Annotated in this window: 16 protein-coding genes and 4 pseudogenes; 9 read left to right on the plus strand and 11 right to left on the minus strand. The window is 57.9% G+C overall.

Translation table 11 applies throughout. The features are described from left to right. Nucleotides 1-110 precede the first annotated feature (110 nt). From G9X48_RS06075 to G9X48_RS21415, 3 genes and pseudogenes are all read left to right on the plus strand, one after another. On the plus strand, nt 111-1,862 hold the full coding sequence (locus G9X48_RS06075; RefSeq protein ID WP_004387316.1) for an EAL domain-containing protein: 1,752 nt from the start codon (nt 111-113) through the stop codon (nt 1,860-1,862). A 721-nt stretch (nt 1,863-2,583) separates the two neighbouring features. Next, nucleotides 2,584-2,745: pseudogene (locus G9X48_RS06080) on the plus strand (general stress protein); the annotation flags it as partial. Between the two features lie 26 nt (nt 2,746-2,771). Continuing rightward, nucleotides 2,772-2,823, plus strand: a pseudogene (locus G9X48_RS21415) (stress-induced protein); the annotation flags it as partial. A gap of 146 nt (nt 2,824-2,969) precedes the next feature. On the opposite strand, the gene G9X48_RS06085 reads toward G9X48_RS21415, so the two are convergent. Further along, the gene (locus tag G9X48_RS06085) at nt 2,970-3,224 is read right to left on the minus strand and encodes a hypothetical protein (RefSeq protein WP_004387314.1); all 255 of its coding nucleotides are present in this window, start codon (nt 3,222-3,224) and stop codon (nt 2,970-2,972) included. 240 nt (nt 3,225-3,464) lie between these two features. Here G9X48_RS06085 and G9X48_RS06090 point away from each other — a divergent pair, with 240 nt between their 5' ends. The 3 genes and pseudogenes from G9X48_RS06090 (at nt 3,465) to G9X48_RS06095 (ending at nt 5,426) form a co-directional block, all read left to right on the plus strand. After that, nucleotides 3,465-4,046 (plus strand): hypothetical protein, encoded by a 582-nt coding sequence (locus G9X48_RS06090; RefSeq protein ID WP_080818413.1) that lies wholly within the window; start codon nt 3,465-3,467, stop codon nt 4,044-4,046. A gap of 486 nt (nt 4,047-4,532) precedes the next feature. After that, nucleotides 4,533-4,868, plus strand: a pseudogene (gene iraM / locus G9X48_RS21635) (anti-adapter protein IraM). 117 nt (nt 4,869-4,985) lie between these two features. Continuing rightward, nucleotides 4,986-5,426 (plus strand): lysozyme inhibitor LprI family protein, encoded by a 441-nt coding sequence (locus G9X48_RS06095; protein WP_032989438.1) that lies wholly within the window; start codon nt 4,986-4,988, stop codon nt 5,424-5,426. Nucleotides 5,427-5,486: 60 nt separating this feature from the next. On the opposite strand, the gene G9X48_RS06100 is transcribed toward G9X48_RS06095, so the two are convergent. After that, nucleotides 5,487-7,103, minus strand: coding sequence for an ABC transporter substrate-binding protein (locus G9X48_RS06100; RefSeq protein ID WP_012124640.1), 1,617 nt, complete (start codon nt 7,101-7,103; stop codon nt 5,487-5,489). A gap of 244 nt (nt 7,104-7,347) precedes the next feature. Here G9X48_RS06100 and mpaA point away from each other — a divergent pair, with 244 nt between their 5' ends. Next, nucleotides 7,348-8,070, plus strand: a complete 723-nt coding sequence (gene mpaA / locus G9X48_RS06105) for a murein tripeptide amidase MpaA (RefSeq protein ID WP_015386685.1) — start codon at nt 7,348-7,350, stop codon at nt 8,068-8,070. Here mpaA and ycjG read toward each other — a convergent pair. Further along, the gene (gene ycjG / locus G9X48_RS06110; protein WP_085045975.1) at nt 8,052-9,050 is read right to left on the minus strand and encodes an L-Ala-D/L-Glu epimerase; all 999 of its coding nucleotides are present in this window, start codon (nt 9,048-9,050) and stop codon (nt 8,052-8,054) included. The genes mpaA and ycjG overlap by 19 nt on opposite strands. 136 nt (nt 9,051-9,186) lie before the next feature. On the opposite strand from ycjG, the gene tpx reads away from it, so the two are divergent. Further along, complete coding sequence (gene tpx, locus G9X48_RS06115; protein WP_004387306.1) at nt 9,187-9,693, plus strand: thiol peroxidase; 507 nt, start codon at nt 9,187-9,189, stop codon at nt 9,691-9,693. Between the two features lie 51 nt (nt 9,694-9,744). Here the strand turns inward: tpx and tyrR are convergent, their stop codons facing one another. The 3 genes from tyrR to G9X48_RS06130 form a co-directional block, all read right to left on the minus strand. Next, complete coding sequence (gene tyrR / locus G9X48_RS06120; protein ID WP_007868158.1) at nt 9,745-11,307, minus strand: transcriptional regulator TyrR; 1,563 nt, start codon at nt 11,305-11,307, stop codon at nt 9,745-9,747. A 148-nt stretch (nt 11,308-11,455) separates the two neighbouring features. Further along, complete coding sequence (locus G9X48_RS06125) at nt 11,456-12,499, minus strand: YcjF family protein (RefSeq protein WP_007868161.1); 1,044 nt, start codon at nt 12,497-12,499, stop codon at nt 11,456-11,458. Continuing rightward, nucleotides 12,496-13,893 (minus strand): YcjX family protein, encoded by a 1,398-nt coding sequence (locus tag G9X48_RS06130; protein ID WP_097647718.1) that lies wholly within the window; start codon nt 13,891-13,893, stop codon nt 12,496-12,498. Before G9X48_RS06130 ends, G9X48_RS06125 begins: the two co-directional genes overlap by 4 nt. A gap of 165 nt (nt 13,894-14,058) precedes the next feature. Between G9X48_RS06130 and G9X48_RS06135 the strand changes: the two genes are divergently transcribed. Continuing rightward, complete coding sequence (locus G9X48_RS06135) at nt 14,059-15,051, plus strand: LacI family DNA-binding transcriptional regulator (RefSeq protein WP_088274962.1); 993 nt, start codon at nt 14,059-14,061, stop codon at nt 15,049-15,051. A 49-nt stretch (nt 15,052-15,100) separates the two neighbouring features. Here the strand turns inward: G9X48_RS06135 and G9X48_RS06140 are convergent, their stop codons facing one another. The 5 genes and pseudogenes from G9X48_RS06140 to G9X48_RS06160 form a co-directional block, all read right to left on the minus strand. Beyond that, nucleotides 15,101-16,183 (minus strand): ABC transporter ATP-binding protein, encoded by a 1,083-nt coding sequence (locus G9X48_RS06140; protein WP_097641299.1) that lies wholly within the window; start codon nt 16,181-16,183, stop codon nt 15,101-15,103. 15 nt (nt 16,184-16,198) lie between these two features. Then, nucleotides 16,199-16,876, minus strand: a complete 678-nt coding sequence (pgmB, locus tag G9X48_RS06145) for a beta-phosphoglucomutase (RefSeq protein WP_097641300.1) — start codon at nt 16,874-16,876, stop codon at nt 16,199-16,201. Next, entirely contained in the window at nt 16,873-19,116 is a 2,244-nt protein-coding gene (locus G9X48_RS06150; RefSeq protein WP_097641301.1) for a glycoside hydrolase family 65 protein, read from the minus strand. Before G9X48_RS06150 ends, pgmB begins: the two co-directional genes overlap by 4 nt. Beyond that, the gene (locus G9X48_RS06155) at nt 19,113-20,165 is read right to left on the minus strand and encodes a Gfo/Idh/MocA family oxidoreductase (protein WP_097641302.1); all 1,053 of its coding nucleotides are present in this window, start codon (nt 20,163-20,165) and stop codon (nt 19,113-19,115) included. Before G9X48_RS06155 ends, G9X48_RS06150 begins: the two co-directional genes overlap by 4 nt. 15 nt (nt 20,166-20,180) lie before the next feature. Then, nucleotides 20,181-20,354: pseudogene (locus G9X48_RS06160) on the minus strand (TIM barrel protein); the annotation flags it as partial. Nucleotides 20,355-20,506 lie beyond the last annotated feature (152 nt).

The raw sequence follows: 20,506 nt of genomic DNA on the forward strand, positions 1-20,506 counted from the left end.
AAGCTCCGCGTCCCCTTGCCGATGATGCAGATAACCCAACGCCCGCGTTGACCGTCAGAGCCCCGAGGCGTTAGCGCCCTAAAAGAAGCCGTGCTTGAAGGTAGCACCCTATGTTTAGCCACATCGACAGAAAAGATGCCAGACGCATGGCAGCCCTGGATATGCTCCGGGGAAAGCACGGACATCAGGACCCGGTTCTGCTGCAATTTGCAAGGCTTGCCAGCCTCGCGCTCGGCATTCCGGGCTGTTTTATTGCCGTGGTGGATAAAGCGGGCCTGCCCGTACATCTGGCACATCCTGAGCCGCTCCAGGTCGATGCGGCAGTCTTAACGCAGCCGTTATGCCCCCAAAATGAGCCGGTGTGGTGCAGCGATACCACACTTGACGCGCAGGCGCATCAGCACCCGCTGGTCATCGCCTCGCCTGACGTACGGTTCTACGCGCTGGCACCGCTGCGCACGCGTGACGGCAGCCTGACCGGCATTATCGGCATGACGGATACCGTGGCGCAGCCGTTTAACGACGAGCGCGCCCGCACGCTCTCGCTGATTGCCGGGCTGACCGGCGCCTGGCTTGAAACCTTAAACGCGGTCGGATTTTTAGATCCCGTGACCCGCCTGCCGAACCGTCAGAAACTGCTGGCCGATATGGAGCGGCTGTGTGAGAGCGGCAGTACTGAGCGCTACACGCTAATGATTTTCGACTGCATCGACATGCCGACCGCCTATGAACTGGCGCGCTCGCTTGGCATGCCGGCGCTTGAGACGCTACTTAACGATCTCGGCCCGTTACTGCGCATGAAGCTACGGCTGAAAAGCGACACCGTGCTCTATAACGTGGCGACAGGCCGCTATGCGCTGCTTTTAAAAACGCGCAATCAAAAAGCCATTCGCCGCAACGCCGCAGTGCTGCCGCTGGTGAACGCGCGCATGCTGCAGGGCATCAATATCCGGCTCAATATCTTTGCAGGTGAAGTGGCCTGGCAGCCGGAGAAAACCACGCCCAATGAGGCGCTGCGTCGCGCCATCAGCGCCGTGCATGAAGCTATCTGGCTTAACAAGCGCCATATGGCCTTTGACGCAGAGCGCGATGAGAAGCGCAACGTTGATTTCCAGCTACTGCACGATCTCAGCGAGAGTATCGCCAAAAACCGCGGGCTCTATTTGATGTATCAGCCCAAAATTAAGCTCAGCACTAACCGGGCGGTCGGCGCGGAAGCGCTGCTCCGCTGGCGTCACCCGACCCGCGGCGATATCCCGCCGGGCGTGTTTATTCCGCTCGCGCAAAATACCAGCCTGATGGAAGAGATAACGCAATGGGTGATTGGCGCGGCGCTGCAACAGCTCCAGAAATGGCGCAAAGAGGGCGTGACCCTGCCGTTGTCAGTCAATATCAGCGTCAGCGATCTCTCCCGCCGCGGTTTTGCCGATGCGCTGGAAGAGCGCGTGCTGCGCGCCGGGCTTTCAACAAACGATATTCGTATTGAATGTCTGGAGACTGAAAAGGCGCTGGAGAGCGAAACCGCGCTCAGTGAAATGGATATGCTCAAACTGCGCGGCTTTAAGATCCTGCTGGACGACTTCGGTGCGGGTTACAGCAACATCAACTACCTGCGCCGCATCCCTATCGATATCATTAAGCTCGACCGCTCGCTCACCTCGAGCATCGCGCAGGAGCGCAGCAGTCAGATCATCGTGCGTAACGTTATCCAGATGCTTAAGGAGCTGGATTACGTGGTGCTCGCGGAAGGCGTGGAGGATGCCGAAACCGCCCGTCTGCTGCTGGAGTTTGGCTGTGATGAGGCGCAGGGCTATTTCTTCTCACGTCCGGTGGAGCCGGAATATATCGCTCAGTGGATATAATCGCCGTTGGAAATGGCGCGTAAAAGAGAAAATGACGGATACTGCAAGGTGTACAACGCCTTGCAAAATAACCACTGTAACTTCGTGGATTATTATTTTTACATGTTCAATTCATTAGAATGTGTATTAATAGACATTGTAAAAGCCGCATTACCGGTTATATGCATCAAAAAATGCCTGAACCGAAAAATAATTTTGTTGCTATAAATTTCCCGTCTACGCTTATTTCATACCTCAGTATCCGCTGAGACACGCTTTGCCATCACCAGGGAACCGGGTTCAGGGATGAACCCCCATTTCTGCCGCACTGCCCTTGCCGTCCGTTCCGTCCTGTCACTTCCGCCCTGCCGTGCGCGGCCTGCGCATCGGTCTCTGCTGGCCTTGAGTGGCACGTGAATCGTCTCCCTATAAATACGTCAAAATATGACAATCCCATTCATAATATTAATTATCTTACTTTCGAAACATTGTGATTATTATTTATACCGCCGCTTCGTATTTTAATGAAAAAATAAAATCAAGCGGACCGATGAAGCACCAAAAATATAAATACGAGAGTAGATAAAATTTCACTAAAATTCAGCCACTTTTCTGCATAACGTTATATTTTCGCCTTCAAAACTTGCGAAATAAAATACCCTGACCTACAGTTATCAATACCTTTTCGATAGCAGTCCCGCACTGCTGTAATAAGTATGACCAACAACATGAGGAGAATGATATGACTCAGCATCGTGGTGGTTCAGGTAATTTCGCAGAGGATCGTCAGCGCGCGTCTGAAGCAGGCCAGAAAGGCGGTCAGCACAGCAGCGGTAATTTTAAAAACGACCCGGAACGCGCATCTGAAGCAGGTCATAAAGGTGGCCAGCAGAGCGGGGGTAATTTTAAAAATGACCGTGAACGCGCCTCTGAAGCGGGGCGTAAAGGTGGCGAGCACAGCCACGGCGGCGGTCGCTCCTGATACAGCGGTTGACGCTAAACAGCGTGCACTGAGAGGTCTTACAGGGCACCTGTGATGCATGAAACATGAAGCATTAAAGAGAGAAAGGAGAGCGCAATGCTCTCCTTTTTTACGTTTCTCGCCCGGTATCCCTGCCCGCTCTAGCGTCAGCGTTCACTGCTAAACACCAGCGTTTCCGGCGTTTCAGCGGTTAAAAAGACCTCCTGCGCTTCTCCGCTTGGCAAAACAAAAAAGAGACGTTCTCCCTGACGCAACCCGGCGAATGCGCTTATCTGCTGGGATTTATCGATCTCAAACGTTTTTATCGTCTCCCCGTTTACCGCACTGGGTTCACTCACGCTGTAGGTGGCGGTAAAATCCACCTCCGGGCGGTCTTTCAGATGCAACTGAACAGAAGGCATATCGGCTCCCCAAGTGACTGTGATATGTCAAGTGTAGCCCACGCCCGCCTTCTGCGGCGGCGTCGCTGGCCTGGCCATTGTGACTTCATTAATAAAATTAAAGCGATACGAAACGCGGCCGATAACTGATATGCATGAAAGCAGTAACCTGCGGCTGGCACCAGCTACGTCACACCAGCCAACGATCACACCTGAAGCGAGGGTGCGTGCCATCGCGCTTACAGGCAAAGGGAGAGTGAGATGAAGCGGTCCGGCCTTCTGGCAGTCGTCGGGGCAGTGTTTTTGTTGCAAGGGTGTCATGCGGACAGCATTGACCAGGTGAAATCCCTCAGCGCGGGGGAGCAATCTCTCGGCCAGGCTTTTGAGTCACGTACCGACTGCGTGCAGGGCGCCTGGCGTAGCTTTGAAGATGCACGCGGACGTGATGTCGTGCTCTATTCCTGTAAACTCCCCGCGCCGGAACTCGCCAAACTGACCGACAAATTTCGCGCGCACAGTAATGAGATGGTCGAACAAAACACGACTTTACGCTGGCGCAAAGCGCATCGTGACGATGTGGCCCGCGTGATGAGTGAAATGAGCATTCGTGATGTAGAACTGCTGTATGTCTGGCGCATCAGCGACGGCGCTACGCCGCAACTTGCGGATGTGGAAGTTAAAACCGCTACCACCTTTTCGAGTTTCAGCTACAGCGTCAGCGAGCCTGAAAAATTTGTCGCGCTGGCTTACAGCGACACCCTTCCCGACCTCTGGCCGCAAAGTCTTTTTCCCGAACTGGATAAAAACGCGGGCCTGCTTTATCGCCAGTTAAGCGCACTTTGAATAACGGACAGTCCGGTAGCGCCTGAGCCGTCATCAGGCGCATGGATGACTTTATGCTGCACCTGAAGCGCCTCGGATGATCACTTTTTGATCAAACGAACACTTTCCTTAAGTTAAATTTTTTTCACAATAACGTTACACCAGCGAAAATGAATTTCTATGCAGAATTTGACCAGTTGGTATGCAATTAATAACTCACTTCGGTTTTTCAGAAAGGCTATCCGAAATTCGCTTCTAATTTTTATTATTGCCACACTGAAACTATTTGCATATCAATTTAAATGACGCGTGACAATTACGTCCTTAAATTATAAAGACGTGAAAAACAGCAATAATTGTTCAGCATATATGATGTTTCTTTACTCTCTCATTCACTCCCCGTCGTTTCCTCGCAAAAATTCACTTTTCACACGTTACAATTGAACTACCTGCATCATTAACCGATGCGCACGCCAATTAAGCACGTGAAATCATATGGAGAGTCGAATGAACTGGCGGGTGGTTGATTCAGTAGTAAGCACCGACACCAATTCTGTATTTACCTTAATTTCATCGCAACAATCTTTTAAACTTATTCTCTGATATAAGGCGACGTTTTATTTATCATCTGGCGACACATTGTCTATTAATGGCGCATCCATTACCGTTAATAATCACCCCGTCGAGCTTACTCTGTACCGCACCACCGTTTATAACGCACGGTTCTGGCAAACTATCGTGAACAGTAATACGCATTGCGCGGGTAATCACCGGCAAAGCGTGGGCCGGTGTGGTTATCGCCGTAAATGCAAACTGCTTTATTGCCCGTTTCAAAAGCACTGACCAGTAAGGCATTTCGCATAGTATTTTCCTGTCAGGCATGGGAAAATACTCAACAAACACGCCGCCTGGTGACGACGTGACGCGTCTATATCTTCCCTCAGACTGGAATTCACTCTTGTGAAAAACCTGATAAATAGTGCGCTGCTGGTGCTGGCGTTAAATCCGCTGTGCGCGCTGGCCGTTGAGATCACACGTAGCGCGGCGGCGGAGGCCTGCACTCAACAGGCGGGCGAAAACAGCGGTGAGTGTCTCGAAGCGGCGGGACTGGCCTCAGATAATGCCCTTAAGCAGGCGTTTAACGCCAAAGTCACTGAGCTGCAAAACTTCGACTATACCCGCTGGCCGCAGGGCGATGAGGCACGGCGCACCCAGATGGTCGAGGCGTTAAAGATAAGTCAGCAGCAGTGGACGGACGCCAGAGACGCGTTCTGTACGGCAGCGAGCGCCTCGGCCGCGGGTACGCCCTGGCTTGCCGCCCATGCGTTAAGCTGCGTCATCAATATGAACCAGCGCCGCGTGGAGGAGCTCGCGCTCATTCACCCTGAAGCGGAAAAATAACTGCGGACTGAGGCAGAAAACGTGTCCGGCGCCTGCCACAATGGAGACGCCGGACATGCGTTAATGCTTAAGGATATACATGGTGCGGCTGTAGGCCACATCTTCCGGGTTATTAATTGGATAACCTTTCAGCCACGGTTTAATTAACCGGCCATTGGTGTACTGATAAATCGGCGCAATCGGTGCCTGTGTTGAGATAATTCTCTCGGCGTTATTGTAATCGTCATTGCGCGCTTTGGCCGAATTCTCCTGTGCGGCCTGTTGCAGGACTTTGTCGTAATCCGGGTTTTTAAAGCGCGAAATATTCCCGCTGTGCGTGGAAGTCAGCAGCGAAAGAAACGTGGACGGCTCGTTATAATCCCCCACCCAGGACGCGCGGATCACATCGAAATTCCCGGTATTGCGGCTGTCGATATAGGTTTTCCACTCCTGATTTTTCAGCTTCACGTCCACGCCCAGATTCTTTTTCCACATCGAGGCCACGGCGATGGCGATTTTCTGGTGGTTTTCAGAGGTGTTATAGAGCAGCGTCAGGTTAAGCGGACGCGCCGGGCCGTAACCTGCGGCCTGAAGCAGCGTTTTCGCCTGCGCGTTTAACTCCTGCTGGCTCATCTGTTCCCACTCTGACGGCGCGGGCGTAAAGCCTGCGGTCACGTCCGGCGTAAAACGCCAGGCCGGTTTCTCGCCGGTGCCGAGCACTTTTTCAGCCATCAGTCGACGGTCGATGGTCATGCTGAGCGCCAGACGCACGCGCGGGTCCGCCGTCGGGCCTTTCTGCGTGTTAAACGCATAGTAATAGGTGCCAAGCTGCGGCGGTGTAAAGACCTGGTCCGGGATCTCTTTTTTCAGCTTCTGATAGAGGTTTTTCGGGAAGGATTCGGTGATGTCGATATCATTCGCGAGATAGCGCTTGGTAGCGGCGGATTCCTGATTGACCGGTAAAAAGGTCACCTGCGTCAGCACCGTTTTCGCGTTATCCCAGTAGTGGGTATTGGGCGTCAGCACCAGCTTTTCGTTGACTACGCGGTCTTTAAGTACGAACGCGCCGTTGCCGACCAGCTTACCGGGGCGCGTCCAGTCGCCGCCCTGCTCCACATTCGCTTTTTGCACCGGATAGAGCGCCGCGTTGGCGGCAAGCGACGGGAACCACGGCAGCGGTTTATCGAGCGTGACCTTCAGCGTATGCGCATCCGGCGCGCTCACGCCAAGCTGCGCGGGTGCCTGTTTACCGTCGATAATCGCCTGCGCGTTCTCAATACCCGCCAGCGCGAAGAACCAGGCGAACGGCGAGGTGGTTTTCGGGTCGACCATGCGCTGCCAGCTGTAGACGAAATCCTGGGCCGTCACTGGCGTACCGTCAGACCATTTCGCGTTGTCGCGAAGCGTAAACGTCCAGATGCGGTTGTCGTTGGTCTGCCACTGCGTGGCCACCCCCGGCACCAGCTCGCCGTTGTCGTTCTGGTTCACCAGCCCTTCAAAGAGATCGCGCAGCACCTGGATTTCCGGAAGCCCCACCGCTTTCGCCGGATCCAGCGAGGCGGGTTCGTCTTTCAGGTGGCGTACCAGCGTCTGGCGTTCGGCAAGCGCCGTGCCGGGCGGCACGTCGGCGGCAAACGCGCCGGTCAGCGCGCTCGCGACCCATAATGCGCTCAGGGTAAAGCTTACAGGAATTTTCATGAGGTCCTCGTTCTCGTGGTCCCGCGCCGAACCGCTCTCTCCGGGCGCTGTCGGGGAATTATTTGTTGGATGAATATAAATTGCAAACCACAGACCGCGATTTTGCGCGCTCACCCCGCGTCAGATCAAAGCGTTAAAGCCTGTACGCTTAAATAACGCGCAATGGGCAAACCACCGTCAGGCTGTTGAATTTCGGTCAAATGTCGTCAACACTCCTGTTATCACCTTTTGATGGCGACACACTATGAACACGCTGACTCCGCTTCGACCGCGCGCCCGGCGCGGCGCTTTACCTGACGATGCCAGGCGTTATGGCGAATCGGCGCTCGGCGCGCCGCTGCTCTGGTTCCCGGCACCCGAAGCGCAGCACGCGCCGGGCCTTATCATCGCCGGCACGCACGGTGATGAAAACGCGGCGCTGGTGACGCTCTCCTGCGCGCTGCGCACGCTGGAGCCCGCGCACCGGCGGCATCACGTGGTGCTGGCGGTGAATCCGGACGGCTGTCAGCTCGGCCTGCGCGCCAATGCCCGCGGGGTCGATCTCAACCGCAATTTTCCGGCGGCCAACTGGCAGCCGGGCGAAACCGTCTATCGCTGGAACAGTGCGGCCGAGGCGCGTGACGTGACGCTCTCCACCGGCGAAAAGCCGGGCTCGGAGCCGGAAACCGCCGCGCTGTGCCAGTTAATTCACCAGCTTAAACCCGCCTGGGTGGTGTCGTTTCACGATCCACTGGGCTGTATAGAAGATCCGCAGCAGACGCCGCTGGGCCGCTGGCTCGCCGACGCGTTTGGCCTGCCGCACGTCACCAGCGTCGGTTATGAAACGCCGGGCTCGTTTGGCAGCTGGTGCGCGGATCTGGGCTTAACCTGTATCACCGCCGAGTTTCCGGCCATCTCCGCCGACGACGCCACCGAGCGTTATCTGGCGGCGATGACCGCATTGCTGCACTACGACGATGAAAGCTGAGGTCCGACGTCAGAATGTAGATAGAGCTGACCGGGCGTAAAGCGTAAGGGAGGCTCGACATCCACCGCAAGCCAGGTCGGGCCGTCGAGATCGGTAAAGCGCATTTGCGGGATCAGCGGCAGCGCGGCACCGATGGCGCGCGAGGTGCAGAGCATACAGCCGAGCATCAGCCCGAATCCTTCCTCCGTCGCCTGACGCGCGAGCGCCAGCGCCTCCGTCAGACCGCCGGTTTTATCGAGCTTAATGTTGATCATCTCGTAGCGCCCGGCGAGCGTCTTCAGGCTGCCGCGCGTGTGGCAGCTTTCATCGGCACAGATGGGCAGCGGATGAATAAAGTTTTCCAGCGCGCGGTCATCGGACGCCGGTAGCGGCTGCTCCAGCATCTGCACGCCGAGATCCGCCAGCAGCTGACAGCGCGCCGCCAGCCCTTCCGCATGCCAGGATTCGTTGGCATCGACAATCAGCGTCGCCTCCGGCACCGCGCCGCGAATGGCGACCATCCGCTCGGTAATAAACGTGTCGTCGAGTTTGATTTTCAAAAGCCGCGCGCCCTTCTCCCACAGCAGCGCGGCGTTGCTCGCCATCTGTTCCGGCGCGCCCAGCACTACCGTCTGGGCGGTGGTGTGCTGCTCCGGCAGCGTGACCTGTAAATACGCTTCCAGCGTGTCGCCCGCGCGGCGCGCGTCGAGATCCCAGAGCGCGCAGTCGACAGCGTTGCGCGCGGCGCCCGCGGGCAGTAATTTCTGTAGCCCGGCCCGATCCAGCCCCGCTTCGAGCTGCGGCACCACAGTCATGATTTGCGCCATCACCGAGGCTGCGCTCTCGCCGTAGCGCGGATACGGCGTACATTCGCCCACCGCCCTCACGCCGTCCTCTTCCAGCTCCACCACAACCACCACCGCTTCGCTGCGGCTGCCGCGGGCAATCACAAACGGCGAATGGAGCGGCCAGGCTTCCTGATACACTTTTACGCTTCTCATTATTTTCCTCGCAACGGGCTTTGCCTCAGTATAGCGACTGGAAAGTTAGCCTGCCGGGACAGTTTTTTATATTCATCCCCCGCGGGATCACATACACTAGCGGCGACGTTAACTATATGTAAACAGGAAGATAACTATGTCACAAATCGTCTATTTCCAGGGCAATCCGGTTTCCGTAGTGGGTCAGATCCCGCAGGCAGGCAGCAAAGCGGCGCCGTTCAGCCTGGTGGCAAAAGATCTGTCTGACGTTTCACTGAGCCAGTTTGCCGGTAAGCGTAAAGTATTGAACATTTTCCCAAGCATCGACACCGGCGTTTGCGCCGCGTCCGTGCGCAAATTTAACCAGCTGGCAACCGGCATGGAAAACACCGTTGTACTGTGCGTTTCCGCTGACCTGCCGTTTGCGCAGTCCCGCTTCTGCGGCGCGGAAGGCCTGAGCAATGTCATCACGCTCTCTACGCTGCGTAACCCGGAATTCGCCAAAGAATATGGCGTGGGCATTGAAGAAGGCGCGCTGAAAGGCCTGACCGCTCGCGCGGTGCTGGTCCTGAATGAGAACGATGAAATCGTATTTAGCGAGCTGGTGAATGAAATCACCCACGAGCCGAACTACGACGCGGCGCTTAACGCACTGAAAGCGTAATTTGCCGATAAAAAAAAGCCTCCGCATGCGGAGGCTTTTTTGTTGGCGGCGTTACTCTTCGCCCTTGCGCTGGCTTAAGCCATATTCGCGAAGCTTATTGGCGATGGCCGTATGCGAGACGCCCAGTCGTTTGGCGAGCTTACGGGTACTCGGATAGCTGCGATAAAGCTGCGTCAGTACTGAGCGCTCAAAACGGCGTGTGATGTCGTCAAGCGAGCCTTCCATCGCCTCTTCGCCTACCGGCAGCGCGGCGGCGTCGAAATCCGGCAGCAGGATATCCTGCGGGCGCAGTTCATAGCCTTCAAGCTGCGTGAGCGCGCGGTAGATCGCGTTTTTCAACTGGCGCACGTTGCCCGGCCAGCCGTAGCGGGTCAGCACCTGCCCGAGATCGCCTGCCAGTTTCGGGCGCGGCACGCCCTGTTCATCGGCAAAGCGCGCCACGAACATCTCCGTCAGCGGCATGATGTCCTGCGGGCGGTCGCGCAGCGGCGGCAGATTCAGCGTCAGCACGTTGAGGCGATAGTAAAGATCTTCGCGAAACGCCCCTTTTTGCACCAGCTCCACGAGATTTTTCTGCGTCGCGCAGATCACGCGCACATCCACATGCACTTCGTGCTCTTCGCCCACCCGACGGAACGTGCCGTCATTGAGAAAGCGCAGCAGCTTGGCCTGCATACGCGGCGACATCTCGCCGATTTCATCGAGCAGCACCGAGCCGCCGTTGGCCTGTTCGAAGAAGCCTTTTTTCCCTTCATGGGCATTGGCGTAAGCGCCCGGCGCGTGACCGAACAGCTCGCTCTCCACCACATCTTCCGGTATAGACGCGCAGTTCAGCGCCAGATAAGGCTTATCGGCGCGCGGGCTTGCCAGATGGCAGGCATGCGCCAGCAAATCTTTACCGGTGCCGGTGTCGCCGGTGATAAGCAGAGGCGCGTTCAGCATCGCCAGTTTGCGCGCCTGATCCACCACCTGTTTCATGCGCGGACTGACCGCGATGATATGGCTGAACGCATGGAGATCGAGGCTGGTCAGATTCTGCAACTGGCGGCCCATACGCACGGTTGAGCGCAGCATCGCGACCGCGCCGGTCAGCACGCTGGTGCCACTCTCTTCTTCCAGATGTACCGGCGTGATTTCCAGTACAAAATCCTGGCCGTTAATCACCACGTGTTCGGTGTGCGATTCCACCGGGCTGCTCTCCAGCCAGCGCTGAAAGTTAAAACCGCTGATAAGGCTCGCAGCGTTATGGTTGCGCAAGCGCGCCTCGTTCTGGCCGAACAGCGCGCAGCTCGCCGGGTTCGCCAGCTCGATTTTGCATTTCATATCCACCGAAAACACCGGTTCCGGCAGTGCCTCCAGCAACGCGCTCAGCGAGCGGTGCTCACGCTCGGAGGGCATCCACGGCACGGTACGCACATCGGTAACGCCGGGAATACGACGGATCTCCGCCATCAGGCTGCTGAAGGCGTTAAATTCCAGCGTGGAAAAATTGAGATAAATTCGCCCGACAGGGTCAATTTCGATGCCGCGTAAATCGATACTGCGCAGCACCAGGAGATCGAGCAACTCACGGGTCAGACCGAGGCGGTCCTCACAAAACACTTCAAGACGCATGGCAGCACCTTCACGCATTGATCCAACGAATGGCGAGATAATACTTCAGTTGCCGCTACCGGGGGAGTGCTCTGTCAACAAAAATTGACAGAGTGCGGAAAAATGCGGCGTCATGCTGTAAACCTGAACAGGCAGGACGCCGTTGGGGTTACTCTTCGCGCTTTTGTTTCAGAAGCGTGACTTTAACTTCACTTAACAGCTGGCGGCGGAAATCGCCGAGGCGCGGCTTATCATCTTCCGTCCAGGGCAGCGGGCGGCACAGCTCCATCGCCTTCACGCCGAGACGCGCGGTGAGCAGCCCGGCTCCCAGCCCCTGCGCCACGCGGGCGGAGACGCGCGCGGCAAGATCCTGTGACATCCAGTCAAGCCCGACTTCGCGCACCATCTCGCTCGCGCCCGCGAAAGCCATATTCAGCAGCACCAGACGAAACAGACGAATGCGGCTGTAATAGCCAAGCTCGATGCCATAAATGGTCGCGATGCGGTTGACCAGACGCAGGTTGCGCCAGGCGATAAACGCCATATCCACCAGCGCCAGCGGGCTCACCGCAATCATCAGTGTCGATTCCGCCGCCGAGCGGCTGATGGCGCTGCGGGCCTGGCTGTCCAGCACCGGCTGAACGATATGCGCGTAAAGCGTCACCACTTCGCGATCGCTGTGGGTTTCATGAATTGCGGCATGCCAGCGCGCCAGCGCCGGATGCCCCTGCGTGAGCCCGGCTTGGCTCGCCAGCTTTTCGCAAAACGCGCGCGCCTTGCCGCTACCGTGGCTCGCCAGCAGCTCGCGCGCCTCATCGCGTTCTTCTGCCCGTTCGCGCAGGCGATACAGCCGCCGCCATTCGCTCGCGAGCGCGCCGACGCCTGCCGCCACAATCAGCCCGCCGGCGACGCAGCCGCCGAGCGCTATCCAGTCGCGCGTGTACCACGCATTTGCCGCCCACTGGACGCCCTGCGCCACGACGCTTACGCCAAACAGACCAAGCCCGGCCACGACCATGCGCCGCCACAGGCTGCGCCGGGGTTTCAGCGCGTTTTCTACAACGCGCTCGGGCGCGTCTGCGGCAAGCGTCTCATCCTCAACGGCCGGTACAAACGCCTGCGCCTCATCAAACGCCTGAGTGGCGCGAAGCGTCGGCCCTTCTTCCGGGCGCAGCGGCTCGTCAAACTCACGGCGCGGTTTAATCTCGCTCATCGCAGCTTATCTCCTGTTAAAAATTCCAGCACCGCGTCCAGGCGGATATGCGGCAGCGGCCGGTCAACGTCCATCACGCGCGGGCGATAGGCTTCGAACTGAAAACCCTGCTGCTGCCAGAACGCGCTGCCCGGCAGCCGCGCCGGCACATCGCCTGGGTAAATAGTCAGCGGCGCGCCGTCGCTTAAGCGATTGCCCCGCAGCGCCGGCACGCTTTCGCCGTGGCTCTCCACCATGCCGCTTTCCGTTGCCTGTATCGAGGCGATGCCCATGCAGTCCATTTCGATACCTTCAAACGCGGCGTTCTGCCACGCCTCCTGCACCAGTTGCGAGAGCAGCGATACCAGATTCGCATGCTGATCGTGCGTGACGTGATCCGCTTTGGTGGCGGCGAACAGCAGTTTGTCGATCACCGGCGAAAAGAGACGCCGGAACAGCGTGCGCTGGCCGTAATGAAAGCTTTGCATGAGTTGCGTCAGCGCCAGGCGCATATCATTAAATGCCTGCGGCCCGCTGTTGAGCGGCTGAAGACAATCCACCAGCACTATCTGGCGGTCGAAACGCACAAAGTGCTCCCGGTAAAAGCCCTTAACGACTTTTTCGCAGTAGTAGTGGTAGCGCTCGCGCAGCATGCCGATGTTGGTCTGTTTGCCCGCCTGCGCCAGTTTTGTCTCGCCAACTTCATCCACCCCTGGCCACGGGAAAAACTGCAACACCGGCGCGCCCGCCAGATCGCCCGGCAACACAAAACGCCCCGGCTGGATAAAGTGCAGCCCTTCGCGTTTGCACTGCATCAGGTACTCAGTCCAGGCTTCCGCTATCTCCGCCAGACGCTTTTCATCGCCCGGCGCCAGCGGATCGAGCCCTTCGCACAGGCTACGCCAGCGCTGCGCCCAGATGGCCCTCTCGCCCTGCAGCAGGCCCGTCATCTGGCGCGACCAGGTGAGATAGTCCTGCGCCAGCATGGGCAGGTCGAGCAACCATTCACCGGGGTAATCAACAATATCGAGATAGAGCGTGGAGGTATCTTTAAAATGGCGCAGCAGCGATTCACGCGAACGATAGCGCAGCGCGAGCCGTATTTCGCTCACGCCGCGCGTCGGCGTCGGCCACGCGGGCGGCGTACCGAAAAGTTGCGCCAGCCCTTCGTCATAGGTAAAGCGCGCGACGCCCATATCCTGCTGCGGCACCCGGCGCACGCCGAGCAGTCGCTCCTCGCGTACCGGCGAAAAGAGCGGCAGCCGCGCCCCGCTGTTGACAGACAACAACTGATTCACCAGCGCGGTGATAAAGGCCGTTTTCCCGCTGCGGCTAAGCCCCGTGACCGCCAGGCGTAAATGTCTGTCGACGCTGCGGTTCATCAGCGCCTGCATTTCACTCTGAAGTTGTTTAATCATATCCCTGCCCGATGCGTTTATTTCCTCTGATCATAACAGTAAGGCTAAGGCGCGGCGATTCAAGCCCCGCTGACGCCGATTTACAAAAACGTGGCGCATGGACACTGCTCTGTGGCTTCAGTAAGATAATTTTGTTTATGCGATGTGATGGAGCACGGACGAATGTCCCCGACCATTTACGATATTGCCCGCGTGGCGAACGTGTCTAAATCAACGGTGTCGCGCGTTCTGAATAATCAGACCAATATTTCCGACGCCGCGCGCGAGCGGGTATTAAAAGCGATTGAAGAATTACATTATCAGCCGAATAAAATGGCGCGCGCGCTCACCTCCTCCGGGTTTGATGCGATTATGGTGATTTCCGCGCGCTCCACTAAAACGACGGCCGGTAATCCTTTTTTCTCTGAAGTGCTGCACGCGATAATGGCTCGCGCGGAAGAAACCGGCTTTGACGTTATTCTGCAAACGTCCCGCAATAGCGACGATGACTTACAGAAATGCCTGACACGCATTCGCCAGAAAATGATTAAAGGGATTATTATGCTGAGCGCGCCAGCAGATGAGACCTTTTACGAAAAGCTCGATGAATGCGCCGTTCCGGTGGTGGTCATCGGTAAAGTCGCGGGGAATTATCAGCATATCGCCTCCGTCGATACCGATAATTATCACGACAGCATTGCGCTGACCGATACGCTTGTCGCGAGAGGTTGTCAGCGTATCGCCTGCCTGCACGCGCCGCTGGATTATCATGTCTCTGTTGACCGCCTGGCCGGGTTTCGCGCAAGCCTCGCCAGGCATCAGCGGCCTGATGACAGCACGCTTATCGTTGATGGCGGCTACACCCAGCAAAGCGCGCTGGATGCGGCGCACCGCCTGCTAACACTCCCTGAACCGCCTGACGCCATCTTCGCCACCGACAGCCTGAAACTGATGAGCGTCTACCGCGCCGCCGCCGAGCGCGGCATCTCCATCCCGGATGCGCTGACGGTGGTCGGTTACAGCAACGAAACGCTCTCTTTCCTGCTCGCCCCACCGCCCGGCGGAATTAATGTTCCCATCCGTCAGTTAGGCGACGTCAGCAGCGCGCTGCTTTTCGCCCGTATCGCCGGTGAGCCTGTTCCGGCCCGTACGTTAATTCCTACAACTCTAATCTGAAATAATAAGCTCCGCCTGAAGCGGAGCTTATTTTTCGTCGGCATGAGACTCAGGCTATTGCAATTTCCGTCTCGCTGTCGAAGACGTGGCATTTATTCATATCAAAGGCGATATTAATACGCTGGTCGGCCTGATAATCTTTATCCGCGTTTGCGCGCACCACCATTTCATGCCCGCCGACGGTCGCATAAAGCATAAATTCCGCGCCGGTTAATTCTGCAACGGTAATTTTCGCTTCAACTGCATCATCGCTGGTCGCGCCGGGGAAAATATCTTCCGGGCGAATCCCTAATATAACGGCTTTACGCTGATAACCGCTGTCATTGAGCCGCGCAAGTTTATTTATCGGCAGCGCCAGCTTCAGCGTTTCCGTCACGAAATAGTCGCCGTCGATCGCCCCGCGAATAAAATTCATGGCGGGCGAGCCGATAAAACCGGCCACAAACAGATTCGCCGGATGGTTATAAACTTCTTTCGGCGCACCGACCTGCTGCACGATACCGTCTTTCATGATGACAATTCTTGTGGCCATCGTCATCGCTTCGGTCTGATCGTGGGTCACATAGATCATGGTGGTATTAAGCTTCTGGTGCAGCCGGGTTATCTCTGCACGCATCTGGACGCGCAGTTTGGCGTCGAGATTCGAGAGCGGCTCATCCATCAGAAAGACGCCCGCCTCGCGAACAATCGCGCGCCCCAGCGCCACGCGCTGGCGCTGGCCGCCGGAAAGCGCACCCGGTTTGCGCTTCAGGTACTCTTTCAGCCCGAGAATTTGCGCAGCCCAGGCGACGCGCTCCTCAATAATCTCTGGCGCCACCTTCTGCATTTTCAGCCCGAAGGCCATGTTGTCATAGACCGTCATATGCGGGTACAGCGCGTAGTTCTGGAATACCATCGCGATATTACGCGCTTTGGCGGGCACGTCGTTCATCCGCACGCCATCAATCAGCAGATCGCCACCGCTGATGGCCTCAAGCCCTGCGATCATGCGCAGCGTGGTGGATTTCCCGCAGCCTGACGGCCCGACAAAAACGATAAACTCTTTATCGGCAATCTCCAGATTGAAGTCTTTAACGACGTGAACCTGGTTGTCATAAATCTTCTGAATATGTTGTAGAGAGAGTTGAGCCATAATCTGTCCTTGTTATCAGCGCGCCGTGGCGCACCGTTGTTGATTCCAGAGCGCGTGCAGTCGCGGCCAGGTGAGCTCTGCGGTGTTATCCAGCCGCAGCTGCGCGCCGCGCAGCTCTGCGCCGATGCCTACGGACGTCATGCCACAGGCGTTGATAGCATCAATGCCTGCCTGCGCATCCTCCACGCCGATACAACGCGCCGCCGCCACGCCAAGCCCGGCGCAGGCGGTGAGAAAAATCTCCGGGTCGGGCTTGGAGTGCATAAGCCTTGCGGCGTCGGCGCAGAAGTCGAACTGTGCGGCAAGGCCGAGCGCCTGCAAAATCGCGGGCGCGTTGAGCGACACCGAGGCGAGCCCGATCCCAATTCCTTCCTGGCGCAGCGCCGCCAGCAGTGACGCAATGCCGGGCAGCACCGCCTGCGGCGTCAGCGTGCGTAACGATTCAACGTAAAGCGCGTTTTTCCGGGTGGCGAGTGACGCTTTTTCCGCCTCGCTGAAGGCATCGGCTTTACCGCCCCAGGCGAGAATGCGCTCCAGCGAGCCCATCCGACTGATGCCCTTGAGCTGCTGATTAAACTGCTCGTCGATGGCGATCCCTACGTCTGCCGCCACCTGCCGCCAGGCGACAAAGTGCAGGTGGGCGGTGTCGGTAATCACGCCATCGAGATCGAAAATCACGGCGTCCGGTTTCATTTCGCCTCCCTGCGCGCGCTGTCCGGCAGAGGGAAAACACGCTCGCCGTGAATTTCCTGCTCCGTATCATTAATGAACATCCTGACGGCGTGAGCACTTCTGACCGTCAGAGACGCCTGCGTTATCTCAAAATGAAGCTGCTGCCCCTGCCAGCAGAAGGGAAACGCCAGACGACGCCACCGCCCCGGAAGTGACGGCGTCACGAAAAGTTCCCCCTCTTTGACGCTGACGCCTGCGAACCCCACGACTGCGCCAAGCCAGATGGCACCGGTGGCGGCCGCATGAATACCGTCATCGCTGCTGTGCGGCGCATCGCCGAGATCGATCTCACAGCCGGCGCGCCAGAAGCCATACGCCTCATTGCGCCGCCCGCAACGGGCCGCGACGATGCCGTGAATGGCTTTGCTGAGTGAAGAATCATGAATGGTACGCGGCTCGTAGTAGTCGAGATTCGCCGCCACCGTCGCGCTATCAAACCGCCACGGCAGCATATAGAGCAGCATCACCACATCCGCCTGCTTAAGGATCTGCATCTCGTTGACTTCCGCCCGCGAATAATCAAGCAGCACCGACTGGCTGCCCGCATTCGCACGGTAGCGCGTAAGATCGATAGTGGGTTTACCAAAGAACGTATCGTCCTGCGGAATAACGCCATCTTTGCGCGCCACAGGCAGATACAACCGCGCGAGAAAATCGTCGCACTGCGCCGTCAACGCGTCGTCCGGTATACCGAACCGGCGGCGGATATCCCGCGCCAGCGCGACATTGTGGTGTGCCAGATAGCTGGTGTAAGCGTTGTTGTCAATGTGCTCGGTGTATTCATCGGGGCCGATGACATCGTGCAGCTCCAGCCGCCCGTTCACCGTCTGTGCGCGACTCAGCCAGAAGCGCGCGGTCTCTTCAAGCAGTTCGCGGCCTTCCTTCGCCATAAACACATCGTCACCCGTCGCCTGCCAGTACGCCGCCACCGCCCAGGCGATATCGGCCACCAGATGATGCTCGGCAAGCGCAGAGGCCACCTTCTGGCGCAGGCCGGTGCGGATGTTAATCGCCGCGAATTCGGGCGTCTCTTCCTCGCCGGTGCGCGCGCTCTCCCACGGGAAGAGCGCTCCCTGCCAGCCGCCGCGTGCGGCCTTACGCTTCGCACCGGCCAGGTTCAGCCAGCGATAGCGCAGAAGCTGGCGCGCGACTGCGGGCGCGGTATGCAGATGAAACGGCAGCAGAAACACTTCCGTATCCCAGAAGACGTGCCCTTTATAGCCTTCGCCGGTCAGACCTTTGGCGGCGATGCTACTGCGCTCGTCGTGGCGCGGCGTCATAGCATGCAGGTGATAAAGCGCGAAATCGAGCGCCTGTTGATCCTGACGGCTATCGCTTTCGACCTCGACGCGCGCCTGTTGCCACCAGACGCGACGGGCCGCGGAGGATTCCGCCAGCAGTGCGTCATAACCCATTGTGGCGCATTCACGCAGCGCTGCCAGCGCCGCCGTTGCCGCGCTATCATCCGGCGCGTCAAGCGACGCGCTGACCCAGGCGCATTTCTCAAGCGTGAAGCTTTCGCCCGCAGCGAGCGTCTGCTGACTGTGCTGCAACAGCCGGCGGTTTTTCGCCGAAAAACTCACCTGCGCCTGGGCATTCACACGACAGACGCAGCCCAGCGTCACATCCGAGACGTTATCGAGCGTGCGGTAGCGCGCCTGAAGGTAGCTGTTTTCAAAAACGCGCAGTTCACGCTCTGCCAGGTGCTGACGCCCGCTATTGGTCTGCGTGGCGTCGATGCCCGTCGCCACGCGCACGGTGGCCGCGCTATCAACAGGCGTAATGACAAGCCGCAGGCAGAACAGCCCAAGCCGCGTGGCGGAGACAAAGCGCTCGCTTTTGAGCGTAAAACGCTGCCCGCGTGGCGAACGCCATTCGACGGTGCGTGTCAGTTCCCCGCTTGCAAAGCAGAGCTCGCGGCGATAGCTCAGTATTTCGCCGCTGAGCAGGCTAAAAATGTCGCCGTTAAGTTCAATCTCCATACCCACCAGATCCGGCAGATTGACCAGCTCTGTGGTTTCGCCCTCGCCTGCCCGGTGGTAAAGCCCGGCTAAAAACATACCGCGCGTCTGGGTGGTATAGGCTTCTTCATGGGTGGCGCGCACGCCCAGCGCGCCGTTGCCGGCGGCCATCAGCGTGGCGTATTTATTGTGATAATGCGGATCGAAGCGCGCCTCGACCAGCGTGGTTAATGGATTCATAGCTCGACACACTTCCCTGTTTCTGCCGCCTGATAGATAGCCGCCACCAGCCGCTGGATCTGCCAGCCCTGCTCGCCGTCTGCAACGGGTGTGGGTTTGCCCTGCACACGGTCAAGAAACGCTTCCATGCTGCGCTGGTGACGTCGATCGTCTGCCTTTTCGCGCTGCATTAACGTCAGCAGCTCGCCGTCGCAGTCCTGATAAATGTGCGCCGGAAAGAGCGTCGCCCCCGCTTTGTCGCCGCAAAACTCAACGTTCATCTGCGACTGCGGGGCGATATTGAGCGCAAACGAGGTTTCGAGCCGCAGGATATTGCCGCTGGCAAACTCCACTGTGGCGAACAGCGCGTCTTCTACCGTGTACTGTTGCGGATCCCAGCGGCCAAACTGACCGCTGCTTTTGGTCGTGCCAAGCTTCTGGAACGTATGCGCGGTCACGCGCGCTAACCGCGGAAAGCCGAGCACAAACAGCGCCGCATCCAGCATATGAATGCCGATGTCGATAAGCGGCCCGCCGCCCTGTAGCGCTTTGTTGGTAAACACGCCCCAGCCCGGCACGCCGCAGCGCCGCAGCGCCCGCGCATTGGTGACATACACGTCGCCAAGCGTGCCGCTCGCTACCTGTTCGCGCAGCAGTTGCGTATCGCGGGCGAAGCGATGGTGGAAATCGTAAGCCAGCACTTTACCGGACCGCCGGGCGGCCTGGCGCATCTCGTCCGCCTGCTCGGCCGTCATGGCGGGCGGCTTTTCACACATCACGTGACACCCCGCCGCCAGCGCCTGCATCACATGTTCATGATGAAAACGGTTCGGCGAGCAGACGCTGACCACATCCGGGCACACCTCTGCCAGCAGCGTGGCGACATCGGTGAAAACGTGCCTGATGGCGTGGCGTTCTGCGAACGCCTGCGCCTGTTCAGGGCGGCTGTCGCAGACAGCCACCAGTTGCACCTCTTCACGCGTGCGGTAAAACGAGGCATGAACGTTATCCGCCACCTGACCGGCACCAATAATGGCCACCTTCAGCGGCGAGGTTTGATGAGCACTCATTTCGCACGCCGCCTCTTAACACTGACGCAAGAAGTCAAGCGACTGCCGGTAGGCCTGCGCCGGGTCGTCGGCCCGGATGCGGCATTCATAGACGATATAGCCGTCATAGCCATCAGCGCGCAGTTGATCAAACGCGCTGTGAAAATCAATCGCCCCGCTGCCCGGCTGGTAGCGATGATTGTCGGCGATAAGGGAGGGATGGGGCGGAGTTTCGGAAATTTACCGTATTTTCTGTGCTGAATGGGCCTTGTTAAGCGCTTAACCGGTTCGTTTTATGTTCATATTTGGGACATTTATGATACTCATGTGTCCCATATATGCCCCACGGTTTGACCTATCAT

This window comes from Cronobacter sp. HA18006 (genome assembly GCF_011605445.1).
Classification (GTDB): domain Bacteria; phylum Pseudomonadota; class Gammaproteobacteria; order Enterobacterales; family Enterobacteriaceae; genus Cronobacter; species Cronobacter sakazakii.